Source organism: Legionella quinlivanii (assembly GCF_003265995.1).
GTDB classification, from domain to species: Bacteria; Pseudomonadota; Gammaproteobacteria; order Legionellales; family Legionellaceae; genus Legionella_C; species Legionella_C quinlivanii_A.
This window is the reverse complement of sequence record NZ_MVJN01000005.1, coordinates 246,263-272,202: the sequence shown is the minus strand read 5'-3', so window position 1 is coordinate 272,202 and position 25,940 is coordinate 246,263. Positions and strand designations below refer to the sequence as shown.

The window sequence follows — 25,940 nt, the reverse complement described above, 5'->3', positions numbered from 1 at the left end:
TGTCATTACAGGCGATTAATGCGCCTCTCCCCAATTTTTCCCGACACCGGCTGAAACTTTTAGAGGAACAGATAAAGACACAACATTTTCCATTAACCTACAGATAGTGTCCTTAGCGGATTCGACGCATTCCTGCTTTACCTCAAAGACCAGTTCGTCATGAACTTGCATGATCATCTGAAAATCAGTATTGGCGGTGTCATTTTGCCATTGGATAATAGCCAGCATTGCTTTTTTAATAATATCAGCGGCAGTTCCCTGCATCGGTGCATTAATGGCGATACGTTCTGCTGCCCGCTGGCGGGTGAGGTTTCTGGAGTTGATTTCCTGAAGATGAAGCCGTCGGCCAAAGAGGGTTTCAACATAGCCTTGCTGATGCGCGAGACGACGCGTCCTTTCCATGTATTCGAGAACACCGGGATACCGTTTGAAATAGCAATCCATATAATATTGCGCATCCTGCCGATCAATACCTAATTGTTTGGCGAGACCGAAAGACGACATGCCATAAATCAAGCCAAAATTGACCGCCTTGGTACGACGGCGCTGTTCCTGGGTTACTTCATCCAGCGGCACCTGGAAAATTTCACTGGCAGTGGCATTATGAATGTCCCAATTATTGGCAAAGGCGGTTAACAGACTATCATCATGGGACAAATGCGCCATGATTCTTAATTCAATTTGCGAATAATCGGCAGCGAGGATCACATGTTCAGGAGGCGCAATGAAGGCAGTTCGGATAAGCCGGCCTTCTTCATTACGGATAGGAATATTCTGTAAATTAGGATCACTTGACGATAGGCGACCGGTTGCAGCCACGGCCTGATTATAAGAAGTATGCACACGTCCGCTGTCTGCATTAATCCATTTAGGCAGGGCATCAATATAAGTGGACACCAGTTTACTTAAACTGCGGTATTCAAGAATTATGGCTGGCAGGCGATAATCGTAAGCCAATTCCTGTAAAACGGCCTCCGCTGTTGAGGGTTGACCGGTTGGAGTTTTACTGATGGCAGGCAGTTTCAACTGATCAAATAATATTTCCTGCAATTGCTTGGGCGAGTTAAGATTAAAAGGGCTTCCTGCAATGGCAATAGCCTCGGTCTCCAATTCAAGAATACGTGCCTTTAAACGTAAGCCATGCTCAGCCAAGGCATGGGTGTCAATTAAAACGCCTTTTCTCTCGATATCTGCCAGCACGGTGAGCAAGGGGATTTCAATTTCGTTGAAAACGCTTCTAAGCGGCTGATCCATCATTCCGTAAAGGATTTCATGGAGCTTCAAATTCAAGCTGGCATTTTCCGCGGCATAGTAAGCTGCCTTTTCAATTGGAATTAAATCAAAACTCAATTGCCGGGCGCCTTTTCCAGCAATCGCTTCAAGACCAAGCGGCTTGTGACCAAGAAATTTAAGAGACAGCGAATCCAGATCATGAGTTCCGGCTGAGCTGTTTAAAATGTAGGATTCGAGCATGGTATCAAAGGCAATGCCTTGCAGTGTAATACCATAGTGCTTAAAAATCGTATAATCCTCTTTCAGATTATGTCCAAGTTTCGCAATCAGCGGGTTTTCCAAAATGGGCTTCAAACCTGCAAGAACGCTTTGCAGTGATAATTGTGCACTGCTTTCCTGGTGGGCAATCGGTATATAAACCGCATCCGAGGTCTCGATAGCAATGGAAATGCCCGTAATTTCTGCATTAATGAATTGATTGTTTTTTGTTTCGGTATTAATACAAAATCGTTTGCAATTAGCCAGCTGGCCTAACAAGGCTTTGAGTTTTTCTTCGGAGGTAATAATCTCAAAATTGGGTTTAGGGCTTTCCTCACCACTCTCCATTGCATTGGCTTCGCTTTGTTGAAGCAGTTCTTTCAGCCAGCCTTTGAATTCCAGTTCCCGTATTAATTCGATTAAACGGCTATCATTTGCTTTGACAATGCGCAAATCGCTTAACAGCACCGGTAATTCAACATCTGTTTTGATGGTTACCAGGCGCCTGGACAAAGGCAGATGAGCCAGGCTCTCTCTTAAATTTTCGCCAATTTTGCCGCTTATGCTGTCAGCCTGAGCAATGAGGTTATCCAGGGTCTTAAATTGCTCAAGCCATTTTACCGCTGTCTTTGGTCCGCATTTATTCACCCCTGGAACATTATCAATGCTATCGCCGATCAGGGTAAGATAATCAATGATTTGCTCAGGAGTCACTCCGAATTTGGCCTTAACTCCCTCGATATCCAGGATCTGTCCAGTCATGGTGTTCACCAGGGTCACGTTGGCATTGACTAATTGCGCCATGTCTTTATCGCTGGTCGAAACAATAACGGAAATATTCTGCTCGGTGGCCAATCGGGCCAGAGTGCCAATCACATCATCCGCTTCAACCCCCTCAATGGTCAGCATCGGGATGCCCATCGCTTCAAGAAGGCTGCACAGCGGATCAAACTGGCAATACAGATCATTAGGCATCGGGGCTCGGTGCGCCTTATATTCCGGATACCAGTCATCGCGAAATGTTTTGCCTTTGGCGTCAAAGACTACCGCAAACTGCGAACTGGGATAGTCTTTCAATAAACGCTTAATCATATTGGCCACACCGTAAACCGCGCCGGTGGGCAGGCCTTTGGAATTTGTCAAAGGTGGAAGAGCATGGAATGCTCGAAAAAAATAGGAAGATCCATCGACAAGAATTAAAGGATCATTCATCGTTGTTCTCATATTGGTTAAGCCGCTCATCTAATGCATTTACTTTTTCACTAAGCGCCTTAAGATTTTTACGCATGATTGGTATTCGAGTGACCGACAGTTCCTGCTCAATGGCTTTATCCTTGGGACGGGCAGGATTACCAAGATATATATTCCCCTGCTTTAAATGTTTTCGCGGTGGAACGCCTGCTCTGGCGGCAAGGATTACCCCATCGTCAATGCGCACGTGATCGCTAACGCCGACGTTAGCAGCAAAGATGACGTTGTTTCCACTGGTAGTGCTGCCGGCGATGCCTGTAAACGCACAAAGGATATTGTTTTTTCCAAGTTTGACTGAATGGGCAACCTGTACCAGATTATCAATTTTGCTTCCTTTGCCCACGACTGTCGAGCCAAGTGTCGCTCTGTCAACTACCGAGTTGGCGCCAATTTCCACATCGTCTTCAATGATCGCATTGCCGACATGCGGGATCTTAAGGTGCGCTCCATCTGTAAAAGTATAGCCGAAACCATCAGACCCAATCACTGTTGAAGCATGGATGCTTACTCGATTGCCCACTACGGAGTGATCGTAAATAGTGACTTGAGGATGAATTACGGTATCAGTACCTATTTTTACTGATTGCCCTACATGAACATGGCTTTTAAGGATAGAGCGATCGCCAATCACTGAGCCCGCGCCTACTACTACAAACGGCCCAATCACCACATCTTTCCCGATAATCGCTGTTTTATCAATGACAGCGCTTGAGTGGATACTGGCTTGTAACCTGGGCGCAGGATAAAACAAATGGATTAGCTCAATAAAGGCTTTTAACGGATTATCGACCTGCAGCAATGTCTTGGACGCACTGCTGGTCTGCCGATTAACTAAAACGGCAGCAGCTTCCGATTGCTCGGCAAGATAGAGGTTGTCTTTTCCTTCAGCAAAAACCAGAGCGCCAGGGATGATATTATCAATAGGTGATAGCTGAGATATTGGAATAGTCATATCACCCAAAACAGTACCATTCAGCTTTTGAGCTAACTCTGACAACGTAACATTCATTGATTATTCTACCAATCACGCAAAATGTTTGGAATTATAACGCTATTGCAGAGTTTTGTCGTGGTTTAGATTTTAAGTTCTGCTGACTTCTCATTTTTTGGCTGTAGAACTGGCTAGTCTGCACAAATTTTAATTAGTTGAACGGGAGATATGGAGCAAGAAAAAAGGCTGCACCAAAGAAAGCCGTTGACTCAATTGTTTTATCAGGGAGAATGGGAGTAAGGTTTTGAGTGATTTATCGAAACAATATTTGCTAATCGAAACAGAGCGGGTTGATTTAAACCCTGCATCTTAAAACACATGCAACACAGGGAGATTTTTTTATGAAGAACACCGTGTCCTTATTTGCCGGATTGACTTTAATGGCAGGCATACTATCCGCACATGCAGAAACTGCGATTATTAAAACCTCTCAGGGAACCATTACCTGCGAATTATTTTCAGACCAGGCACCCAACACCGTCGCTAATTTTGTAGGATTGGCAACCGGTACAAAAGAATTTAAAGATCCCAAAACCGGTGAAATGGTCAAACGACCTTTTTATGATGGATTAACTTTCCATCGCGTGATTGCCGGTTTTATGATCCAGGGTGGTGATCCCCTTGGCAACGGCACCGGTGGGCCGGGCTATCAGTTTGATAATGAAAACACCAATGCCAGTTTTGACAAGCCAGGTGTACTGGCAATGGCTAATGCCGGCCCAAATACGAATGGCAGTCAATTTTTTATTACCGTTGCACCAACTCCCACTCTGCAAGGCGGTTACAATGTATTCGGCCAGGTCACAGCAGGACAAGACGTCGCTGACAAGATCAGTCAGACGGCGACCGATTCACAGGATAAACCGGTCACTCCTGTGGTAATTGAAAGCATTACTATTCAAAAATAGCCAGGCAGAAAGGGGTTTATAATCAACCCTCACCCTGGCCCTCTCTCACAACTTGGGAGAGGGGATTTTCTCTTAAAAGGAATCTTCCTTAAAGTCCTCTCTCCCCCTGGGAGAGAGTTAGAGAGAGGGCTTTAAAATCTACCATCTAAAGGAATCTTCCTTAAAGTCCTCTCTCCCTCTGGGAGAGAGTTAGAGAGAGGGTTTTTTACTGAACAAGTCGGAAATTCGAAGATCCTGCCTAAATATCTTATAAGCTCTATATCTTGGGAAAAAAAATGTTTAGGATCCAGGGCTTAGATTCTTCTCTGTATTCCAGGAATTCTTATGAGATGTGCTGTGATTCAATGGGTTAGTTTATTGTTGCTATTACACGGGAGTAGTGCGATTAGTCAGGAATACCCATTCTCGATGTTATATTCTTTTGACTATTATCTGGGCAGCGCCCCGCAAAATGCCTTAATCATCAGCAAGGATCAAACCTTGTATGGTCATACAGATTCCTTTATCTATCAATTCAAACTGAAATCTGCGAAGGATGAACTGGGGATATTGCAGGAAGCCGGTAAACAGCGCGACGGGGCGCGTTTAAACTTCACTGGGGAATTAACCCTGGATAAGCAACAGCAATTTCTTTATGGAGTGCGTAATGGCTTTTTACAGGGCGATGTTTTTAAAATGAGCATTGATGGGCGTTTCTTTCAAGTTCTCCATGAGGCCGACATCGAAACACGCTATCCAGAAGGCTATGATTTGAAAGGCGGGTTGGTCTTAAGCCCTGATGAGCACTTTCTTTACGGTGCCGCTGAATCCGGAGGGCTTGGAAATGAGCCGCGCTCTACTTCCGGTGTTATTTACCGAATCATTCTTGATAATTCCTTGCAGCCTGCCTATGAAGTCATTCATGCTTTCAAAGGTCAGGAGGATGAAAACGGTTCGGCACCGGCTGCAAGCCTGGCATTAAGCCAGGATGGGCATAACTTATATGGAATTACCAGTTTGGGCGGCAGTAAAAAATGCGGCAGTCTGTTTAAGATAGAGAATGCTGATTCAAGTGAGCCCCATTTTAAGCATTTACATTCGTTTGATTGCAACAATGAGGCAGGCTCTCGAAATGGCGGTATTCCTGAAAAAATTATTTTGAATGAAAAGACGCAGGCTATTTATGGGATTGCTTATAAAACCAGCCATTGGAATAATTCAGGAATCATTTTCAAAATTGATCTATCTGATGAATCCTTTTCATCCAGCGTATTGCATGAGTTTAGCGTTCATGACGGGATCCATCCGCAAGCCCTAACTCTTAGCCCGGATGGTAAAACACTTTTTGGTGCGACCAATTATTTTGGTTCGACCAAATCCAATTATGGAACCATCTTTAAATTAGACCTCGAAGAGCCCAAATCAGGGTTTGAAGTACTGCATGTTTTTACAGGCGCTAATGGACAGCCCATGAATCCTGGCTCGGGATTATGCCTGGCTGCCGACAAGCTTTACGGTGTGACCGAATTTGGCGGCAGGCATGGCTCTGGTGGATTGTTTGAGATTAGTCTCTGAGCTGTAGAGGCTAAGGGCATTAATAGGCTCTTCTTAACAAGAGAGCGGCATTGGCTCCACCAAACGCAAAATGGTTCGAGAGGGCGATATCGATGCGTTTGGGGCGTGCCTGGTTTGCCACATAATCCAAATCACAGGCTGGGTCCGGATTGTGAAGGTTAATAGTTGGCAAAAGAATGTCCTGCTGCAGGCTCAGGGTGGTTGCTATTATTTCCATTGCTCCGGCTGCTCCGATGGCGTGTCCTGTCATCGCCTTTTGGGCAGTGATAGGGATTTCATAGGCTCGTTCACCAAAAACTGCTTTGATAGTTTCGGTTTCGGTCAGATCATTTAACTGGGTTCCTGTGCCATGTGCATTAATATATTGCACATCACCTACAGATAATCTGGCATCGGCAAGTGCTGTTTCAATCGCCCGGGTTTGTCCTTTCGTATGCGGAGCAGTCACATGGTAGGCATCGCAACTGGCGCCAAAACCAATAATTTCCGCATAGATGGTGGCGCCTCGTGCTTTGGCGTGTTGCAATTCTTCGAGAACCAGAATGCCGGCGCCATCGGCCATCACCATGCCATCCCGGTCTTTATCAAAAGGACGGCAGGATAAATGAGGTTGTTCGTTTTGGGTTGACATGACTCGCAGCTTGCACCAGGCTGCCATAATCGATTCCCATAACAGCGATTCGGTTCCACCGCACAAAGCAAGCGCAAGCCTGCCATGTGCAATGTGCTGATAAGCAGTGCCAATGGCTTCCGCCGAGGACACACAGGCATTGGAAATAGTGGAATTTGGGCCGCCAAGACCAAAAGCGATTGCCACAAAATTGGCAATGGAATTGGGCATGCCGCGAATAACGCTTAAGGCTGGGATTTTTCTCCAGCTTTCTTTATAAAAGAATTCATAGGCTGTCTCCAACTCCGGTGTGCCGCCTACACTGGTGCCTATAAATGTACCGGCAAGAGATAATTCCTGAGGCGTGAGTCCTGCGCGCTCAATCGCATGATGCGCGCAGTAAAGGGCATACTGCGCTGCACGTGGATAACGTTTGCTTTTGTCAAACTCGGGCAGATGATCCAGTGACAAATCAGTCACTTCTCCCCCAATCTGGGTGGGGTATGGGCTGGGATCGTAATGCTGAATCCGCCGAATACCACAGCGGCCTGCCACTGCAGCCTCCCAAAAAGCGTCTAAACCACAACCTATAGAGGAGACAAGATCCATCCCCGTAATGACCACACGTTTTTTCATGCCACACCCTTAGGCGCTATCCATAAGCGTAAAAGGCAATACTAAAGTGGCCGCTGAAAATCTGTCAAGCTGAATTCTCGAAATCAGCAGGAATCGTCGCTGAAATGACCTCTTTCCAGTAAAGTCTGTATCTTTTCTATATTAATGACCCAATAATCAAAAACGCTGGCGATTTTAAAATCATGCCGCAGATAGAGATTTAATGCATTTTGATTCGTGGTTTCAACGTCGAGCGTTAGTTTGTATACTTCCTGCATCAACGCCTTGTTAATGCAATAAGCCAGAAGAGTACTTCCGAAGCCCTGTCCCTGGAATTCCGGTAAAATGGCAATGTCTGAAAAAGTGGCTTTATCATTTTGCCAGTGAATATGTGCCTTGCCGATTGGCTGCTCGCCCTTTATTGCCAGATAGATGCTGTAGTTCGGATCATTCATTATCTGAGTGAAGCGCTCAATATTACTGGGAACATCCATCTTAAAGGCGGAGTTGTCAATTTCGCACAATAATCCGGCATCATCAAAAACCGCTTTTCTAAAAGAAAGCGTGGAATGGTTGACAAGAATGGGCTCATAACTTTGCCGTTGCATGTGATAATCGCTCTGCTGATAGTTAAATCCCAGAGGACCAAGCCATGACTCGTTGAATTTATGGCCCATTGAAAAAATAAGACGCTTCATTTTTTTTGACTGGAGAAGCGGCAAGATATTAAAAAGCAGTTTACTGGCCAAGCCCTGACGGCGAGAATCGGGGTCTACCAGTACACTCACTTCGCAAGCGTCCTCATAAAAAAAGTAGGCGCTTAAAAAAGCAATCAGTCGGTTATCGACATAATACAGGATATTATTGGCTGTTTCTCGTTTCTGTCTCAGGATATGCGGGTAGAAACTGGGCAGTCCGCCATCAATGGCCTTGCATCTGTTTTTGAGGTCAGTCAATGCATCCATTTGCATTTCGGTTAACTGATAGGTTCTGAGAAGCATACGGTACTCCGTGTTCAGATTCTAATTAGTAAATTATAAACATTGCCGCTGAAAAGTGTGTATCTAAAGCGACAATTTTCCTGGTAATTGTTTAAAGTATTATTTGGTTTTTACCAAGGATATCATTCATCGAGGGGTGACCAGCAGGATGAGTAAAACCCGCAAACTGTCGAAAATACTGTTAGCAGGGAGCTTGCTACTTCCCTTTGACCTATCAATAAAATCAATAGGATACTCCATGATTTTGGCCTGCGTTTTATGCAGGGACCAAAATAATTCCAGTTTATAGGCAAAATTATTGGAGATAAATTGTCTGGGCAGAGCCTTGTTTAATACATGCGAGTGGCTGGCCCGAAAGCCACTGGTAAAGTCTTTGTATTTACTGGTCAATACAGTCTGACATAACCAGTTTCCTGCTTTGGATAAGAGTCGTCTGTACCAGCTCCAGCCAGACGGAATACTGCCGCCGGCAACATAGCGGCTTCCTACAACTACATCATAAACCGCTAACTGCTCAATCATTGGCAGCAAATAATGAGGCTGATGAGAAAGATCGGCATCAAACTCAATTATTATGTCCGCCCCTATGTCGCTCAGTGCATAACGCATTGCTTGCATATACGCTGAGCCCAGTCCTGTTTTGCAGGGTTCTGTCTTCAAATAAAGACGAGGATAAATGCTTTGCAGTCGCAGCACGATTTCCCTGGTCTGGTCTATCGAGCCACTGTCAAAAACCAGAACATAAAAAATCAGCGCAGAGCTTGATACTGACTGGAAAACCTGATGGAGTGTTTTTTCAATGGTAGCCGATTCATTGAACGTCGGAATGATGATTACGGCCGATTGAATGCTCATAATTATATTGTGTAGCTTTAATAGTTTCTGCAAAACAGTATTTATACTATATTAGCCGCGTCTTTCTCCATACCTGACCATCAAAATGCCTAAAGGTCTGCTTTTGCTCGAATATGCTATTCAAGTGCTGATTATCGGCGGTCTGAGCACGCTTTTTTTTGATTTTATCCATGTAGTCTTTCATTTATGCCTGAAATCCACTAACAGCGTATTGAGGCGAATAGGGCGATGGCATCTTGTACATCATCAGTTTTTAAATTCGCGACTGGAAATTAATGCCAATTTATGGCCTGACAATTTAATTTATCATGCAATACCTGAGTTTCTCATTCAGATTATCGCTTGCTTATTTTGCCTCTTCTTTTTTTCAGCCTCGGCTGTTTTTAGCACCATAGTTATTGAAGCATGGTTTTTTCTTTTGTCTGTATACAGGAGAGGAGTGGATAGAAATCATTCGCCGGTAAAGCGTCTGCCTGCCTGTTCAAACGGTTTATTGGTAACACCTGAGTATCATGCCTTGCACCATGTTTTTCCTGAGAAATATTTCGGTTCAGTAAGCCGGTTAATCGATTATTTTCTGGGAAGCGGCTGTCAGATTGCCAGAAAAAAAATTATGTTAACCGGGGCCAGTGGTGCTTTGGGGAGCGCACTTAAACTGCAGCTCGAGAAAGCCGGGGCATTAGTGACTACACCGCGTTTTGGAGTCGACTACCACTATGAAGATTATGAAAAAATAATTCCTCTGCTAAAGAGTGCTGATATCCTGGTGCTTTGTCATGGCTCAAAATATCAATTTGCCCAGCAAGCAAACTGTGATTCATTTATTGCAATAATTGAACTGTATAAACAGGTAAAAGTGCCTGCACTTTACCCTGCGGAAGTATGGGCGGTTGGTTCAGAGATTGAAATACAGCCTTGCTTCGGGAGAAAAAAGATAAAAGACTATGCGAGCTCCAAACGAAATTTTGCCAGGGCGGCTCGCGTTTATTTCCATGAACAGGATATTTTGTATCGGCATATGATTTATTCCCGCTTTACTTCGTCTATGGGAAGAGGTTTTATGAGTGCTGATTTTGCCGCCAGGGTTACCCTCTTTTTGATAAAAAGGGGATTCAAATATATTCCGGTAACGTATACGGGTTTAGCCTTTCTTAATTATTTTCGCTATTTATTCAAAACCTCCCATTCTATTCTGAACATAAAACAGAATTAAGATGATTTTTCTTCAATATTGAAGATTGCTTTGCTATATTGCTGCTTCGCTGAGGATAGGGAGATCATTAATGGCTGTAAAAAATATTTTTCATTGCTTGTTAAGCATTTGCCTGATGAGTACCTTTCATACCGCAATTGCCGGCAATATGGGCAGTTCAGTACCTCCTTCTTCCTCTTACCATCCTAAGGTAATAATTCAGGCTGGCGGTTTCTGGCCCTCATTCGGGCGCGCACAGGATATTAACATTGTCGATTTGGTGGGGGATCATTTTTCGGTAAGCGATCATTCCCGCTTTAAAGGGCTTGCCGGTCTTGGTATCTACTTCAACGCGCTTGAGCGCGAACGGTTCAATGTTTCTGTGGGTGTGAATACAGTTTACTTTTCGCGTACTTCAGTGAGCGGGATTGTCACTCAGGAGCAATTATTTACGAATCTGGCCTATCGTTATTCAGTCAGTAATTGGCCTGTCTATCTGGCTGCCAAAACGGATATTACCAGTTTTAGCGACAACTATGCACTCACCCTTGATGCCGGAGTAGGGCCCAATTTCAACAAAACCAGCCGTTTTAACGAGACCTCTCTTGATGGCGGTATCACCTTGCCTGATTATGCTTTCTCAGGACGAACCAGTACAGTGTTGAGTGCAATGGCGGGAGTTGGTATCAAATGGAATAACGTGTTTGGTCACTTGCCTCTGGAATGCGGATATCGGTATTTTTATCTCGGGCAGGGACGATTCAACCGACTAACTGATCAATTATTAAATACCTTAAATACGGGTCATGGCCATGCCAATGCGATCGTTTGTGCAGTGACTCTTTAATCTCATCAGGACTATGAAATGAAGAAAGTATTAACGCTGATTGGTTTTCTAATAGCAGGTTTGTGTAGCCAGAGCTGCCTGGCAATTCCCGGATTATTTTTTAATATAGCGGCCAGTGGCGAAACTGCCACTGTTAATATTACTCTTTGTCTAAATGGCGTCGCTCCTTTGTCTTGCCAGAATTATAATGTTTCGGCTTTGAGTCTGAGTATCGCCACGACCGTTCCTAATCATCTGTATCCTTCTGCCGGTATTAAAATTAATACCCCCGGATTTAGCCTTGCCAATCTGGGTCTGGAGTGTCGCCTCATAGCGAATGGATATTGTATTTTTTCCGTGAGTAACCTGAATCCGGTAAGAATTACCCTGAAAAATAATAATACACCGCCTCCTCCGCCACCTCCAGTTCCCCCGCAAGCACTGACTGTGGGCGGGAACGTGAATGGTTTGGCTAGCGGCAGCTCGCTGGTATTGCAAAACAATGGCAGCGACCCATTGTTGATTAATGCCAATGGCCTGTTTACCTTCCCGGCGGTATTGTCGGCAGGAACTCCCTATGCGGTTACAGTGCGAGCGCAGCCTGCGACACAGATTTGTACAGTCAGCAATGGCACAGGTACAATTAGCAACACGGCGGTCACTAATGTAGTGGTAAGCTGCAGCAGTTTTGTAAAGACCTTCAGAGCTGTTGGACGACGGCTTGTGGGAGGTATAGCTGCACCCGTTGCCTACAGTTCCTCCGACAATGGAAATACCTGGACAGGGGGAGGGTTGATTCCGGTGAATGATTCTATTTTACTGCTCACCTCTCTGGAGGATGTCGCCTGTGATCTGCCTGGTCAGACTTGTGTTGCCGTAGGTCAGATAGGTAATGCGATAAATACTAGCAGTACCTCGATGGGTTACTATGTTTCTCCAGCCACTGCCGATATATGGCAACCATCGGCATTTAATACTACGCCGCCAGGCACCGGGTATATTCTTTCAAGCCCGGCCTGCGATGGCCAGATCATTGATTGTCTGGCAGTGGGTAAATACGCTCCTCAGATTAATCCCCTGACCACAGCGCCTTTGAGCTTAAGCTCAATCGATGGGGGGGCTAACTGGAATCAAACGGCCACTCAGGCGATTGCAAGCAATAATCTCGATGGCTTAAACGGCGTGGCTTGCGACACGGCCACCGGGTTGCATTGTATTGCGGTGGGTAGTTCGCAGGCGGTGACTCCAAGCACCACGATAAGTCCTGTGAGTTATGTTACCCTGGATGGCGGTGCCACATGGAGTAGCGCCAATATATTTCCCTCTAACGGGCAGCTTAACAGCATTGCCTGTGATATCAGTGCCATGCGTTGCATAGCAGTGGGTTCTCGCGTTCAAGCCACCGGTAATTTGCCAATGGCATTCCTGACTGTTGACGGTGGAACTTCCTGGAACAGTTTGACGCTGCCTCTAATAGCAGGCATTGTATTAAATGGGGTTTCCTGTGATGTTACAGGTCAATTATGTAGTACGGTGGGCACACAAACAATATCCGGATCATCCTCCATTCCTGTGGGCTTTACCACCTCCAATGGCGGTGCTAGCTGGACAGCTTCAAGCTTTTTTGGAGGAAATGTCGTCTTGCTATCAGTACTGAATGATGTAGCTTGTTATGCCGACGGAATACATTGCGTTGCCCTGGGAACCAATGGCAACAATACTGCTCTGGCTTATCATACAGTTGATGGAGGAATTAACTGGATTGCTGCGGCCATTCCTCCGCAAATACCGGCTGGCAGTATTGGAGTCAATATTCTGGGTGCGGCTTAACGCGTTTCGGCTGATCTATACTCCTGCGTCCCGCGATGTGTGTTCACGGGATGCAGGAATCTAGCGGGATCACCGGATTATGCGGATAAACTGCAGAATGCAGGATGTCAAATTTTTTTACACTAGTTTGGGGTAAACGCTATTCTGTGCAGGAAAGTAAATGAGTTGTTCACCGGAGTTGACAGCAGAACCATTGAAGGCGTTTGATAAGAAGCGCTTATCTGGTGCATGGTTGCATGAATCAGGCATTACAGGATTTCGTGTTTTGTATTTTTTTATTGTCCTGCTTTACTTTCTGCCTTTTTCCTATCATCCCAATATGCGCTCCCCTAATGAATTATGCCGGCTATGGCAGACGATTGCGATTGTGGATAATCACAAGCTTAGCGTTAATGAAGTCCTTAAAACGCACGGGATGCTTGGCGATCTGTCGTTTTATGAGGGGTTTTATTATCCCAGCAAGGCGCCATTTTTATCCTTTGCTGCAGTTCCTGTTTATGGAGCACTCAAACTCATCAGCTCCAGTGACGATGAAGTGGCACTGGTGTACTGGGCGCGTGTTTTTGTAACGCTTTTACCCACTTTAGGATTGATATTACTATTGAGGCGTTTCCTGCTGCATTATGTATCCGCTGCTATTGCAGACAGTGTGGTCACAACTTATGCCTTGGGCTCTCTCGCCTACAGCTATTCCCTGCTGTTTATGAGCCATCAATTGGCTGCCACTTTTCTTTTTTTCGCTTTCTACAGTATCTGGTATCACTTGCGCTCGGGTTCAATGAAGGCTTTGCTGCTGGGTGGGCTTGCTTGCGGTGCTGCGCTGATGACAGAATATACAAGTATGTTAGGTATTCTGGGAATAGCGGGTTATTTAATGTTCGCCCGCCTGAAGGCAACTAATTTTTGCTGGAAGGATGAATTAAAAAGGTTTGGCTTTATGGGGATCGGTTCATTACCCTTCCTTGTGGGACTGATGTTCTATCATGCCACTTGTTTCGCGGGCCCGTTTGACTCTGGATATCAGCATCTTATCGATATCGCATCCCGAGAATTTCATAGGGGCGGGTTTCTGGGAATCAGATTGCCTGACTTGACAGCCTTTGCAGGCTCGTTTTTCTCACCCCTTTGTGGATTGTTCACCCTGTCGCCATTTCTTGTGTTAGCACTTCCGGGAATCCTGGTGTTAAGACAACAAGTGAACGGTACAAAAGATCAGGCACTGCTATGGTTTACTGTCCTGTTATTATTTTTGTATACCTATTTCACCTCTTCTTTTTCTTATGAATCCTGGCAAATGGCTACAGGACCGCGTCATCTGACGCCGCTGGTTGTATTTCTTATGTTACCGGTTGCTCTCTATTTAGAGCATTTACGGCAGTCAGGCTCCCAAGGGTTCGCAATAGCAATTGCTTTATGTGCCCTGTCGATTCTGAACGTCGGAATGCTAAGTTTTGTCAACTACATCCCTTTAATTGGGGATAATGCTTTATTTGGTTTAGTTATTCCCTTGTTTACTAGCGGCTATCTGCCACCCAATGTGCTCCACTGGACCGGGATTTTATCCAATCCCCTATCGGGGGGGTTATTGTTTTGTTTACTGGTTCTCGCTACTTATTGGGTTATCCGCCGCTCTTTGAGCGGATCTTGCGTAACTTTTAAAAAGGCGATGATAATTATTTGCCTGCTGAGTTTAATCTATTTTACAGGACTCTGGTTATTACAATTTAATGAGCAGGAAAACCAAAAAATGCTATATTATATCAGCACGTTGTGGGCTAAATAATTAGCAGAACCTAACCCTTATCAGGAAGAATGAATGTCGTTACAAATCCGGATGTTGTTTGTGTTGGTTTGCGGGCTGTATCTTTTTACCTTTCCTTATTTACCCAAATGGGCTCCCCCTAACGAGATTTCCCGCCTCGCCGAAACCATTGCTATTGTTGATCATCATAAGTTGAGCATCAATGAAGTGATAAAGCAGTATGGTACTGTAGGTGATTTGTCTTTTCATGAGGGTCATTATTATTCAACCAAAGCCCCTTTACTGGGATTCGCCGCGGTTCCTGTCTATGAAGTGTTGAAAAAAACCTGTTTCGCAGAGCAGGAGATGGATTTCTCGGTGCTGGTTTATTGGGCCCGGTTGTTTGTTACTATTTTGCCAACGCTTGGCCTATTGATTTTACTTAACCGTTTTCTACTATGTTATGTGTCGGCGCCTGTGGCCAGCGCAGTAGTGGCCACTTACGCTTTGGGAACACTGGCCTTTAGCTACTCCTTGCAATTTATGAGCCACCAAACGGCAGCCAATCTGCTTTTCCTGGCTTTTTACGCTTTATGGCGTTATTTGCGCAATGATTGGGCACGTAAAAGGCTTCTGATTGCAGGGATGGCTGGCGGGGCAGCGCTGATGGCGGAGTATCCCGCAGGGTTTGGCTTGGTGGCGATTTTGTTTTATACAGCACTCAGTTGCCTGACCAGTATGAATACAGTAAAGGAAGGTTTCTCTAAATTGTTTCGAATCGCGGTGCTGGTAAGTCTCGGAGCTGCTCCATTTTTGGCGCTGTTAATGGCTTATCACTGGTTGTGCTTTGGCAGCCCATTCGAGAGCGGCTATAGCCACATTGTCGAACCTGCTTATCGCTCGGTACATGGCAGTGGTGTAGGGGGCGTTTTCCTCCCGAATGGTGAGGCCCTTCTGAATTCATTCTTTTCGCCATTGCGTGGCTTATTTGTTTTAGCGCCGTTTCTTCTTCTGGCATTCCCGGGACTTTATCTTCAGTGGAAACAAATCAAACTGATGTCCGCTAATGACCGTGCTGTGTTTTGGTTCACTATTATTACATTTCTTAGTTATAGCTATTTTACGGCATCTTTTTCTTACGATGGCTGGGGATGGTCTACGGGGCCGCGTCATATTACGCCGCTGGTGATCTTTATGCTATTGCCGATAGCCCAGTTGCTGCAATATTTAAGAGATAAGCAGAGACTCTTCTATCTGGGAGTTGCCGGCGGCTTGTGTATCATCTCCATGTTCGTTACTGGTTTGCTGACTTTTATTGATTACATTCCTGATTTTATCAATAACGCTCTGTTTGAGCTGGTATTTCCGATGTTCAGGGATGGGTATTTTCCTCTGTCAGTATTCTCATTTTTTCATTGGCTGCCTCAAAGTGTTTCAGGAATTATATTACTGACTGCATTATTATTGGCTATGATGCTGGTTTTAGCTCTTTTACTGGGCCCTGAAAAAAAAACGGAAAGTCACCACCATCCTGCTCTTCTTTCAGTGGCTGTAGCAAGCCTTGTTTGCTTCGTCTATCTTGGAGTATTATGGCAAACACAAGGCGATGAAGCGCAATCTCAAATTGCGCTGACCATTATAAAGTCACTCTGGGTTGATTTGGCATAGAGTCAGCGGCTGTTAGTACTATGATTTTTGATGACAAAATTTCTGTGATTGCTCCCATGTATAATGAGGAGGCAATCATTGAGAGTTTCCTTATAAAAACGCTGGCTGTGTTACAATGCCATTTTACCGATTATGAAGTCATTCTGGTTGACGATGGCTCTACGGATCGCAGTTTAGCCTGTTGCGCCCCCTTTATTAAAAGCAATAAAAATATACGTCTGCTTGCTTTTTCGCGCAATTATGGGCACGAAATTGCCTCTACAGCCGGTCTTGATCATGCCACTGGCGACTATGTGATTTTAATGGATGCTGATCTCCAGCATCCACCCGAGTTGATTCCGGAGATGATGGCGAAAACAGCGGAAGGGTATGATGTAGTCTGTGCCCGACGCGTCAATCGAGCGCATGAGCCTCGGCTAAAGCGTTTTCTGGCGAAAATATTTTATCGGCTGACCAGTAAAATGACCGGTTTTGATATGCAGGAGGATACTGGAAATTTTCGTCTGCTAAGCCGTAAAGTGGTCGACTCCCTGAAAAAAATGAAGGAAAGTAATCGTCACTTACTCATGCTTTTTGCCTATGTCGGGTTTAAAACGGCAACGATTCCTTTCCACTGTCCGCCGCGGCAGGGAGGAAGCAGTAAATACAACTTAAAGAAGTTAATCAATTTATCTTTAGACTCTATTATTTCTTTCTCTGCACGTCCCCTGCGTGCCATGTCGGTTTTGTCTTTTCTGATTAGTCTTGCCATGATGGTTTATGCAGGATTTACATTAATAGGCAAATTATTCAATCCTTCCGGCAGCGAAGGGCTTGTTTCCATCCTTTTCTTTATATCGATTTTGTTTTCCGTATTGTTCCTGTTTCTGGCGATAATTTCCGAATATATCAGCCGCATTTTGGTGGAAACTAAAAATCGGCCGCTTTATTACATCAAAGAGGAAATAACCCAGGAGACAATCGAGCATGGGTTTTAGGGAAATACTCTTATGTGCAGATGATTATGGGCAAAATGAGGCTATTTCCGAAGGGATTAGACGGTTGGCTACCAGCGGGAGAATCAATGTCATCAGTTGTCTGGTCAATTCCGGGCACTGGACGCATTCTGCGGCTTCTTTAAAGAACTGCAATGAAGTGTATCTGGGTTTGCATCTGAATCTTAGCTTTGGTGATGCCTTAAGTCAGACATGGCGCCATCAATATGGCCATAATTTTAGAGGCCTGGGCTGGCTTTTTCTTCAGAGCTATATGCGAAAGCTTGATATTAACCGGGTGCAGGCGGAAATCAATGCGCAGCTGGATTGTTTTATTGAAACGATAGGGAGGCAGCCCGATTTTATTGATGGACATCAGCATTGTCAGCAATTTCCCCTGGTGAGAGACGCCTTGCTTGCAGTGTATAGTCAACGAAAGCTATTCAGTTATTGCCGGCACAGCAATGTGAATTGGCAGGCTATGTTTACCGCACCTTACTTCGTTAAACAGCAAATAATTACTTTATTTGGGGGGCGGTATTTTTACAAGCAGTTGCAAATTCAACAAATTGCGACTCATACCAGTTTTTCTGGCAGTTATAACTTTTCAAAAGCAAAACATTATCGGTCTTATTTCCAACAATTTTTACGACAAAGCACTTGTCAGGGGCTAATTATGTGTCATCCGGGAATGGTTTCCACTGATGCAGAGGATCCTCTGCATCTATCACGTATTCATGAATTCAATTATTTGATGAGTAATGAGTTTCTAAACGATTTGCAGATGGCGCAGTGCTGTTTGAAAAAAAGACAGCCCGTTTAAAAGATCTGGCTTGAGCGAATCATAAAAGAGAAGTGCTATCAGTCGAGCTTCAGGCTTTCATTATGCTCTTTTCTTTCATCATTTGTTCAGAAAATATAACTGAATATTTTTTTGCCAGCTGCTCCATATCATCGGCAATCGTTAATGCGTTGTTGGCAGCGTCTGGCATTAAGAGAGTATTTTTTCTAATGGCTTTTTTCCACAAAGGGATTTCTTCCAAAAGGAAATCAGCAAACTCGCTGGCATCTTCCAGATTGCTTACTTCCTTATTGAATGAGCGGGCCGAGCCTAATTGCGGAAAGCATCGCTCTGCATCTTGTTGGAAGTAAACTGCCGATTCCATTGAGATTGCTCTTGAGAGAGTAAAGACCAGATTATCTGCCTGCAGGCAGCAATACGCGACCACAAAGGTCTTGATTTCATCGAAAAGCACACAGTCTTTTTCTAGCTGATGGCTTAATGAAAAGTCATAAAACGCCTTGATATGAGAATTAAACTGTTCAAAATGATTACCATAATCCAGTTCTGCGCTAAGTCCACTGTCCAATGCTTCTATGGTCAATCGGATTAATTCCGGATAGTGCTGACTGTTCAGTGCTTTATTGATTAAATTGCTGGAGAGATTAAGACTAAAAGTGAATTTGCCAGTTGAATTTGCGGCCTCTTTGACAATTTTCTTTTTTGCCAGTTCAACTCTGTCATTAGCGCGTGCTAATTTTTTAACTAATGAAGTACAATTCTCTCTTGTGCAAGGTACATTATTGACAATAAATAACTCCACATCAGCTTTCTCCCCGAACCGACTTTTCCAAAAAGAGTGCATTTTGACCTCCTGTCAATTGCAGTGTTTTTCTGTTGCTATGATGTGGGATTAATCCTTCGCTCGTCAAGTTATGAAAGGAAATGAGCCCGCGTCAAAAGAACAGTTTTTCATTTTTTGAAAAAAATTGTTTCCTTCCTGGTGTATTCTAAAAATAAGCCAGCTTGCTAACAATGCAGCTTTTGCATCAGTGAGTGGCCATGACATTAACTATTGAAGCGATCCCGGCACATCTGTCTGCAGACCGAAGCACGTTAGTGCTTAAAAAACTCCAATTGGAGGATAATGATATCCGGCTTGTCTGCGACTATCTGCAGGAACATCCCTCCATTGTGCGTTTAGACATTAGCCAAAACGGCTTAGGCGATACTGCGGCTGCCTTATTGGCCGAAAATAATACGCTTGTGTATCTTGATATCGGTTGTAATCGTCTTAGTGCTGCGGGAGCGAAACTATTGGCTGGGCATAAGATGCTGCGCAGTCTAAACATCGGCAGCAATCAGATTGGTGCAGAAGGCGCGCATTTTCTGGCCGCTAATGAGCGGCTGATTGAGCTTAATATTAGCTGGAACGCTATTTTTTCAAAGGGTCTCATAGCCTTTGCAGACCATGAGTCGCTGGAGAAGCTGACTGCTATTGGTAATGAAATCGACAACGAAGGAGCTATCAGTATAGCGGCCAATAAAAAACTGAGCATATTGGATCTTGGATGGAATTTTATTGAGGATCGTGGCGTTGCCGCCTTTGTGAATAATAGACAGTTGAAATTTTTAAATCTGTCCTGGAACCGTATCGGGGATGAAGGGGCCACTGCTTTATCCAAAAATACAAGTCTGACTGGTTTGGATCTGAGTTTTAATCTGATTTATAAAAAAGGCATTGCGGCTTTGTCCTCTAATTTCAGGCTCAAGCAGTTAAAACTAGGGGGGCTGACTTGTCTTGGTGAAGAAGAAATGGAAGTCATTTCGGAAAAAAATCCACTGCGAAAGGCTAATTTCCGAGCAGGTGAGAAAGAAGTGCCTCCCTTGGTTTCACTCAGTTTGTTCAGCCTTCAAAAGGGAATCAGAGAAGGAAAAATCAGCAGTGAAAAAATTAAATCCTTGCCGCAGGAACTGATGGAAACACTTCGATATTAAATTATGCTGTTGTATCGTATTTATACCTACCTGCTTTAGTGTGCACTGATTAAAGCAGATTCAGCCTACGCGAGCATCATTTCGCGATATCTGGCAGTAAATAATCCTGTTAATAGAATTTTGACAACCTGTTTCTTGTATAAGACAATTGATACATTGGAATTTCTCAGTCTGAGGAATTTCTATAGATGAGCGTTGCAGTCAATGACTATCTATTGCCTAGGAAAATGAATGAAAGCGAAATTGGAAACCACTGCGGTAACAGCATTTAAAAAAGCAGTTGCAGAAGGCGATTTAAAACAATGCCAGGACATATTGGCGAATTATGCCAGTTATGAAAAAGAATTAATTACCGCCCTTAAATCCTCAGAACTATTGAAATTAAAAGAATTAACTCGGTATACAAGTCAATTTGATGGCGTGACCTCTGTGCCTTTCCCCCCAGAAACTGCAGCCGATTATTTCAAAGAAACCGAAGAGTATTACTATGTTGTCGACGAAAAATATGCTGAACGCTTTAAAAAAATTCCTCCTGAAGCGTCTTTTGTGGAGTGTTTTAATTTAATTAATAGCTTACGAGTTAAGTATGGATTTCCCTCTTATGCAAACAAATCTGAAGACAGAATAATACCTGAGAGATGGCCCTGGAATCATCCGGAAATAGATTGGGATATGGCAAATTATTCTTATACCTGTATCATAAAAGGAACCCGCAGTGCAGCACCCGCCAGGACACCACCCGCCAGCCCCATTCTTGAAAACGACATTGAAAGACAATTCCTTAATTCCACAACGCATTGGCCTGTACAAAGGTCCGAGCAAGAAACCCGCGCTCGGGCTTTTTTTGAAGAATTTGTCCGCAAAGCGCTAAGCGGTCGCAAAATCGAGGACAAAAAAGAGCCTGATGATTTATCTCCAGCTCAAAATGCCAATCAGTTAAAGTAGTGTGGGAAAAAAACAGCGAGCATCCAAAACTTGCCCTTTGGGCAGTAGTTAATTGTTGTCGCTTTGGTTATGCAATCTTTTAGATGCCTGCACTGTACATTTGGCGCGCCATGAGTTTAAATGACTGCCATCTGGATAGTTAATTTTGCATTCTATGTTTTTTGATGATACTTATTTGAATTATAAGGCAAGAGTTAATTACTCTGTGTCTCGCATTGAAGATTTTAATGAAATAGCTGCGTTTATCAAGGCTAATCGAATTTTAATAACACCTGTCGACTTAGCCGCGTATATCCTTAAGCCGGAAAATTATAAATATGCGATTATTGCCAGAATAAAAAATATCATTGCAGGCATTGTCTTATTTACGGATTTTGAATCGGAAGTATTTATTAATTGTCTGTTTGTAAATCCTGTACATCGATTTAAAGGGATTGGCTCAAATTTATTGAAAGAATTAAAAGCGTTTATGGGGCAAAGAACTGTTACTTATTTCGATACAAGTAACAATTACATGCCCTGGATGGATGCTTTGGATGTTTCTAATAAAGCAGCAATGATAAATCAATTGGGCTCTTTTTATAAACCCGGGAAGTGATAGCCAGAGTATTTTTTAAAAAATAATTCTAGCCTCCTGGTCCACACCGTGTTGATAAGGAATTCTCTTGCTGATGCCTGACAACCTCTTCACGGCATTCTCTGATTCTATCCTCTTTCCTGTAATCGCCGAAGCCTTGCAGTTCTGCAGCAGTTTTGCCCTGATGGTTCTCGATGCTGCTATCAACTCTGGGGTCTTGCAGCAGGCGTTTAACACACTCGAGATGGCCGCGTTCTACTGCATCATGGAGAGCGGTGTATCCAATATTGTCCTGTTGATTGGGGTTAAGTTTCTTGTCTTCCAGGAAGAGTTCAAGAAGCTTCACATCATTGATGGAGGTCGCCCAAAACAAATGGGGCTCAGTAGAGGAAGTGGTGCTATTCATATCAATGCCTGGCGTATTCAACAGGAATTGGATCAGTTCAAATCCCTTCCTGTATTTCTGGCCTTCTGTTCCAGCCAGATTGCGTATAGCTTCCATTAAGGGACTTGTACAATAAAGATTGCTCGATTGAAATACGTTTATTTCTGGGAAAGTAAGCAAGGCGCCGCGAATAGCAGGCAAATCATGGTTACGAATTGCAATAATCAAATAGTCTATATTTTCTTCAGCAATCCCGGGATTTACGCTTTGAAAATGTTTGAAATACTTGAGATCACTTTTACGTTGTTTTTTCTCAGCCTTAATTTTCTCTCTTAACGGCTCATCCTCTTTCACCATTTTAGTCAGTGAATCGCCGCGGTATGGTTTGAACAGGGTGCCTGGATAACTCAATAACAATTCGGCGGTGTCCTTACGGGCTTTTTTAAGCGCCAGATACAAAGGGGTTATACCATTAACATCCCTTGCAGCAGGATGTGCACCACCGTAATAGATCAGGGAACGCAGGTTTTCGTTATGACCCCCATTTGCAGCCGCATGAACAGCCGAGCGACGGCTGTGGGTGCATTTTTTTATTGCCTCTGGATGATGCTCCATTATCGCTTCCAGAATCTTTGGATCCTTTGTGGCGGCATAATATGCCGTATGTTTACTGGACTTTGCCCCTTGTTTAAGCAAGGCGAGAACCAGATCCAGTCGATTCTTTCTTACTGCATTGTCCAGGGCATTATCAGGCTTTGTTTCGTCCACACGTGCTCCAGCACTGACCAGAAGATTAACCATCTCCACAGACTTCACCAGACACAGTGGTTCATCATCAAACCAGTTTTTTAAATTCACCGCTTTCGGGAATAGCGCCAGCAAAGAGGAGGCAAGGGATATATTGTCATTCAGTACAGCAATATGTAACAGATGATAGCCCTGAAAGGTTTGTTCCTCAGAAGACCATGATTTAATTTCATCCAAATCATCTGCAGTGATCTGATTTTTAAGAAAGCGATCCAGAATTTGTCGGCGCCGGTTCGAGCCAGGGTCAAGAACAATGGAAAGGCGCTGCAGTTGCTCGTCGAATTGTTCGGTGGATTCGCCATTGATAATCAATAGCCATCGTTTAATCATGAATTCAGTTTGCAGGATATCCTGGCTGGTTGCAGAGGTAAAATGATCTCTTATCAATGTTTCTATCAGTTCCAGCTTATTCTCAGCTAACAGTTTTTGATTGATTAAACGCATCAAAATATGCGGCAGAACTGCATTTTTAGCATGATATGAAAGATATTCTTTCAGAAAAAACTGTTCAAAAAACTCGATACTGTCTTCATAAATCCGATCGGCAATCTCCTTGGGTAAAAACAGGCGATATTTGGTTTTTAAAGCAATTAACTGGCTGTAGAGTCCACAATTGCCAACCGTTTGAAAATGATCACCATGGCTTTGAGTGAACTCCAAACCGAGAATTTCATGTAAATCCTGTTGAATATAGGTTTTATTTTCTTTTCTGCTATTATACTGATAAAGCCTTTTGAATAATGTGTCAGTTAATTGATCGGGCCTGGTTATTTTATATTCTTCTGTGGTGGCATCAGTACTGCAGCCGCCAGCGTTATTGCGATACAGGTCATCTTGCTTAATGATGAGGTCTATTGCATGCCCTTTCCATCCGGTGACTATTTCGACCCCTCCACTCTGAATATCTGATAAAATCGAGTCTGTAAAAGGGTCTGCTTTTGGCGAATAGCCAAAAAAGGGGTTAGCGGCAAAAAAATATCGCATCGCTTTGACGGTCATGTTTCTTACTTGCCTAATCGCTTCTAACTGCTCATGATGTTCCCCACTGCTCTCACAATGTGACACATAGGCATTCATTAAATGAACCATGAAGGGGGCCGTCTCTGACGTGAACGAGCCAGTTAATTTTTTAAGTTTATTATTAACTGGGATATAACCATTCAGTGAAAATAAATGACCAAACATTGCTGAGTCGGTTTCGAGTTTATCTGCTTTTTTACTGCGAAGAAATCGCTCTTCCCAGGCTAGAACGTTCGAGTCAAAACAATCAAGTGATATGCCGAGTAGTTCAAAGACCTGTAATCCTCGTTGCCGTTTTATCGAGTCTTCTTCAGTCAGGCTTTCTATATAGCGGAAAATTTGATTAAAATCGAAATCAGGTTTTATTTTTTTAAGATAATTTGCGATATCCTGCTTGCGGAAATCTGAAGAACCAGTCGCTGTCATTACGAGAATATATTCAATGTCAATATCAATTTTTGCGCGCAGAATTCCCTCAAATAAGATATCCATTTCCTCAGTAGATATCCGAAACTTCTGGAAGTCATCAATGCAGTCTATGATTAGTTTGTTAATAAATTCACTACTGCCTGGCTGACTCTTGCATAGCTCAAGTAAACCAGGGAATTCGTCTCTGACGGCATTATCCCGCTTTCTAAGCAGCCTTCCCAATACTGATTCACCGTTAAGATATCTGGCAAGCAGTGCAGAAGGCTTAAGCTTAAGAATTTCAATTATGAATTCTGCACGTCTGACTTTAAGTTTAATCAAATCAAATACTGTTTTGCCCTCATCATTTTTATGCTCTGGATTAACCCCTTTTTGAATCAATTGTCTTGCACCATCACCGGGATTATTATTGTAACGAACCAGCAGTTGCAGATAATTATTCCCCTCATTATCCAGGGTGTTTATATTAAATGCCGGCAGGTTAATGCAGAGATCTAATAAAGTATTCAACTGCGATTCAATGCTGTAGTCGCGGCTTTTGATTAGCTCCGCTAATATTGTTTTACCGTTTCTATAGCTTTCGAGTATGGATGAGGGATGAAGTTTAAGGATTTCAAGCAGCAACTGATTATTGGCATACTCTGAACGCCTGGCTTTGTTTTCAATAATCAGGTCAAATACTGATTTGCCCTCGTTATTTTTATGTGTGACATCAATTCCGCTCTGAACCAGTAGTTTTGCAATGCCATCAGCCTGTACATTGCAATGAAGAACGACGAGCTGCAGATAGTTATTTCCTTGATTATCCAGCATGTTGATATTGAATGCGGGGTGCTTAATGAATTGGTTTATCAGCTCTATATCTTTGAACGACCCATCCGTCAAAATGCTGGCGAGGGCGGTTTTCCCATCTGGATTTTGAACATTAATATCAGTTTTTGCGTTAGTCACGATAGCTTCCAACTGCTGCACATTCGATAATTTCAGTTCACAAATCAGATGGAGCAATACAGAGTTATGCTTAGAGGTTCTTTGGTTAGGATCAAACTTTGGATGTCTTAATAAAACCTTATATAAATCGCGTACTGAGTAAGAGCCTGAATTACAAACAAGCTCAAAAAGACTATAGCCGTCACTGCCCACTTTTTGCTGAATATCAAGGCTTTCAGATTCAAGCAAATGTTTCAAGGTATCATCAGAAAAAGTCGAGCCAATTTCCAAATAACAAGTTAGAAAAGATCGCCCTTGCTGATCAACAATATTTGGATTTCCACCTGCTGAAATCAGTTGCTCAAGAAATTGGTAAAAATTATATTGTTTTACATGTCTTGAGAGCAGCAATAGATGAAAAATAGAATCGCCTTCCTCAGTACGTTCATTAACAGAGAAATTTTCCTGAGAAAGAACAGTTAAAATTTCAACAGGGTTTTGTACTTTATTGAGAATCTCCAGGAGCTTTTCTGATTTCATGTTGCTTTCCATTCAGCTTCA

At 43.5% G+C, this 25,940-nt stretch carries 19 protein-coding genes; 12 read left to right on the top strand and 7 right to left on the bottom strand.

From position 1 onward, the window contains the following. Positions 1-15 precede the first annotated feature (15 nt). Complete coding sequence (gene polA / locus B1207_RS08065; RefSeq protein ID WP_112219474.1) at positions 16-2,703, bottom strand: DNA polymerase I; 2,688 nt, start codon at positions 2,701-2,703, stop codon at positions 16-18. Continuing rightward, entirely contained in the window at positions 2,696-3,751 is a 1,056-nt protein-coding gene (gene lpxD, locus B1207_RS08060; protein ID WP_112219473.1) for a UDP-3-O-(3-hydroxymyristoyl)glucosamine N-acyltransferase, read from the bottom strand. Before lpxD ends, polA begins: the two co-directional genes overlap by 8 nt. 323 nt (positions 3,752-4,074) lie before the next feature. On the opposite strand from lpxD, the gene B1207_RS08055 reads away from it, so the two are divergent. Both B1207_RS08055 and B1207_RS08050 read left to right on the top strand, forming a co-directional pair. Next, on the top strand, positions 4,075-4,641 hold the full coding sequence (locus B1207_RS08055; protein ID WP_112219472.1) for a peptidylprolyl isomerase: 567 nt from the start codon (positions 4,075-4,077) through the stop codon (positions 4,639-4,641). Positions 4,642-4,965: 324 nt separating this feature from the next. After that, positions 4,966-6,195 carry a choice-of-anchor tandem repeat GloVer-containing protein gene (locus B1207_RS08050; RefSeq protein WP_146740047.1) on the top strand — a complete coding sequence of 410 codons (1,230 nt, stop codon included), beginning with the start codon at positions 4,966-4,968 and terminating at the stop codon, positions 6,193-6,195. Positions 6,196-6,214: 19 nt separating this feature from the next. Here the strand turns inward: B1207_RS08050 and B1207_RS08045 are convergent, their stop codons facing one another. The 3 genes from B1207_RS08045 to B1207_RS08035 form a co-directional block, all read right to left on the bottom strand. Then, on the bottom strand, positions 6,215-7,441 hold the full coding sequence (locus B1207_RS08045) for a beta-ketoacyl-[acyl-carrier-protein] synthase family protein (protein WP_112219470.1): 1,227 nt from the start codon (positions 7,439-7,441) through the stop codon (positions 6,215-6,217). Between the two features lie 83 nt (positions 7,442-7,524). Next, entirely contained in the window at positions 7,525-8,421 is an 897-nt protein-coding gene (locus B1207_RS08040) for a GNAT family N-acetyltransferase (protein WP_112219469.1), read from the bottom strand. Between the two features lie 126 nt (positions 8,422-8,547). Beyond that, positions 8,548-9,276 carry a polyprenol monophosphomannose synthase gene (locus B1207_RS08035; protein ID WP_112219468.1) on the bottom strand — a complete coding sequence of 243 codons (729 nt, stop codon included), beginning with the start codon at positions 9,274-9,276 and terminating at the stop codon, positions 8,548-8,550. Between the two features lie 85 nt (positions 9,277-9,361). Here B1207_RS08035 and B1207_RS08030 point away from each other — a divergent pair, with 85 nt between their 5' ends. From B1207_RS08030 to B1207_RS08000, 7 genes are all read left to right on the top strand, one after another. Then, entirely contained in the window at positions 9,362-10,489 is a 1,128-nt protein-coding gene (locus B1207_RS08030) for a sterol desaturase family protein (RefSeq protein WP_112219467.1), read from the top strand. Positions 10,490-10,559: 70 nt separating this feature from the next. Beyond that, a complete protein-coding gene (locus tag B1207_RS08025; protein WP_112219466.1) occupies positions 10,560-11,315 on the top strand; it encodes a hypothetical protein in 756 nt (251 codons plus the stop codon). Between the two features lie 18 nt (positions 11,316-11,333). Next, complete coding sequence (locus B1207_RS08020) at positions 11,334-13,124, top strand: WD40/YVTN/BNR-like repeat-containing protein (protein ID WP_112219465.1); 1,791 nt, start codon at positions 11,334-11,336, stop codon at positions 13,122-13,124. A 160-nt stretch (positions 13,125-13,284) separates the two neighbouring features. Next, positions 13,285-14,907: a hypothetical protein gene (locus B1207_RS08015; protein WP_112219464.1), complete on the top strand. Its 1,623-nt coding sequence runs from the start codon at positions 13,285-13,287 to the stop codon at positions 14,905-14,907. 33 nt (positions 14,908-14,940) lie between these two features. Continuing rightward, positions 14,941-16,533 carry a hypothetical protein gene (locus tag B1207_RS08010; protein WP_146740046.1) on the top strand — a complete coding sequence of 531 codons (1,593 nt, stop codon included), beginning with the start codon at positions 14,941-14,943 and terminating at the stop codon, positions 16,531-16,533. Between the two features lie 20 nt (positions 16,534-16,553). Next, on the top strand, positions 16,554-17,510 hold the full coding sequence (locus B1207_RS08005; RefSeq protein WP_112219462.1) for a glycosyltransferase family 2 protein: 957 nt from the start codon (positions 16,554-16,556) through the stop codon (positions 17,508-17,510). After that, complete coding sequence (locus tag B1207_RS08000) at positions 17,500-18,330, top strand: ChbG/HpnK family deacetylase (RefSeq protein ID WP_112219461.1); 831 nt, start codon at positions 17,500-17,502, stop codon at positions 18,328-18,330. Before B1207_RS08005 ends, B1207_RS08000 begins: the two co-directional genes overlap by 11 nt. A gap of 49 nt (positions 18,331-18,379) precedes the next feature. On the opposite strand, the gene B1207_RS07995 is transcribed toward B1207_RS08000, so the two are convergent. After that, positions 18,380-19,153: a hypothetical protein gene (locus B1207_RS07995; protein ID WP_112219460.1), complete on the bottom strand. Its 774-nt coding sequence runs from the start codon at positions 19,151-19,153 to the stop codon at positions 18,380-18,382. 197 nt (positions 19,154-19,350) lie between these two features. Here B1207_RS07995 and B1207_RS07990 point away from each other — a divergent pair, with 197 nt between their 5' ends. The 3 genes from B1207_RS07990 to B1207_RS07980 all read left to right on the top strand — a co-directional run bounded on the left by B1207_RS07990 (position 19,351) and on the right by B1207_RS07980 (position 21,829). Continuing rightward, on the top strand, positions 19,351-20,286 hold the full coding sequence (locus tag B1207_RS07990; protein ID WP_112219459.1) for a hypothetical protein: 936 nt from the start codon (positions 19,351-19,353) through the stop codon (positions 20,284-20,286). A gap of 231 nt (positions 20,287-20,517) precedes the next feature. Beyond that, positions 20,518-21,231 (top strand): hypothetical protein, encoded by a 714-nt coding sequence (locus B1207_RS07985; protein WP_112219458.1) that lies wholly within the window; start codon positions 20,518-20,520, stop codon positions 21,229-21,231. 154 nt (positions 21,232-21,385) lie between these two features. Beyond that, positions 21,386-21,829 carry a GNAT family N-acetyltransferase gene (locus B1207_RS07980; protein WP_112219457.1) on the top strand — a complete coding sequence of 148 codons (444 nt, stop codon included), beginning with the start codon at positions 21,386-21,388 and terminating at the stop codon, positions 21,827-21,829. 28 nt (positions 21,830-21,857) lie between these two features. Here the strand turns inward: B1207_RS07980 and B1207_RS07975 are convergent, their stop codons facing one another. After that, a complete protein-coding gene (locus tag B1207_RS07975) occupies positions 21,858-25,919 on the bottom strand; it encodes an ankyrin repeat domain-containing protein (protein ID WP_172458203.1) in 4,062 nt (1,353 codons plus the stop codon). Positions 25,920-25,940 lie beyond the last annotated feature (21 nt).

Excerpts from the sequence above, each read along its gene's own strand:
- B1207_RS08010 (WP_146740046.1), top strand. The coding sequence starts at position 14,941 with ATGTCGTTACAAATCCGGATGTTGTTTGTGTTGGTTTGCGGGCTGTAT.
- lpxD (WP_112219473.1), bottom strand. The coding sequence starts at position 3,751 with ATGAATGTTACGTTGTCAGAGTTAGCTCAAAAGCTGAATGGTACTGTT.
- B1207_RS08040 (WP_112219469.1), bottom strand. The coding sequence starts at position 8,421 with ATGCTTCTCAGAACCTATCAGTTAACCGAAATGCAAATGGATGCATTG.
- B1207_RS08020 (WP_112219465.1), top strand. The coding sequence starts at position 11,334 with ATGAAGAAAGTATTAACGCTGATTGGTTTTCTAATAGCAGGTTTGTGT.
- polA (WP_112219474.1), bottom strand. The coding sequence starts at position 2,703 with ATGAATGATCCTTTAATTCTTGTCGATGGATCTTCCTATTTTTTTCGA.
- B1207_RS08055 (WP_112219472.1), top strand. The coding sequence starts at position 4,075 with ATGAAGAACACCGTGTCCTTATTTGCCGGATTGACTTTAATGGCAGGC.
- B1207_RS07985 (WP_112219458.1), top strand. The coding sequence starts at position 20,518 with ATGAAAGCGAAATTGGAAACCACTGCGGTAACAGCATTTAAAAAAGCA.
- B1207_RS07990 (WP_112219459.1), top strand. The coding sequence starts at position 19,351 with ATGACATTAACTATTGAAGCGATCCCGGCACATCTGTCTGCAGACCGA.
- B1207_RS08015 (WP_112219464.1), top strand. The coding sequence starts at position 13,285 with ATGAGTTGTTCACCGGAGTTGACAGCAGAACCATTGAAGGCGTTTGAT.
- B1207_RS08025 (WP_112219466.1), top strand. The coding sequence starts at position 10,560 with ATGGCTGTAAAAAATATTTTTCATTGCTTGTTAAGCATTTGCCTGATG.
- B1207_RS08030 (WP_112219467.1), top strand. The coding sequence starts at position 9,362 with ATGCCTAAAGGTCTGCTTTTGCTCGAATATGCTATTCAAGTGCTGATT.
- B1207_RS07995 (WP_112219460.1), bottom strand. The coding sequence starts at position 19,153 with ATGCACTCTTTTTGGAAAAGTCGGTTCGGGGAGAAAGCTGATGTGGAG.
- B1207_RS08050 (WP_146740047.1), top strand. The coding sequence starts at position 4,966 with ATGAGATGTGCTGTGATTCAATGGGTTAGTTTATTGTTGCTATTACAC.
- B1207_RS08045 (WP_112219470.1), bottom strand. The coding sequence starts at position 7,441 with ATGAAAAAACGTGTGGTCATTACGGGGATGGATCTTGTCTCCTCTATA.
- B1207_RS07980 (WP_112219457.1), top strand. The coding sequence starts at position 21,386 with ATGTTTTTTGATGATACTTATTTGAATTATAAGGCAAGAGTTAATTAC.
- B1207_RS08000 (WP_112219461.1), top strand. The coding sequence starts at position 17,500 with ATGGGTTTTAGGGAAATACTCTTATGTGCAGATGATTATGGGCAAAAT.
- B1207_RS07975 (WP_172458203.1), bottom strand. The coding sequence starts at position 25,919 with ATGAAATCAGAAAAGCTCCTGGAGATTCTCAATAAAGTACAAAACCCT.
- B1207_RS08035 (WP_112219468.1), bottom strand. The coding sequence starts at position 9,276 with ATGAGCATTCAATCGGCCGTAATCATCATTCCGACGTTCAATGAATCG.
- B1207_RS08005 (WP_112219462.1), top strand. The coding sequence starts at position 16,554 with ATGATTTTTGATGACAAAATTTCTGTGATTGCTCCCATGTATAATGAG.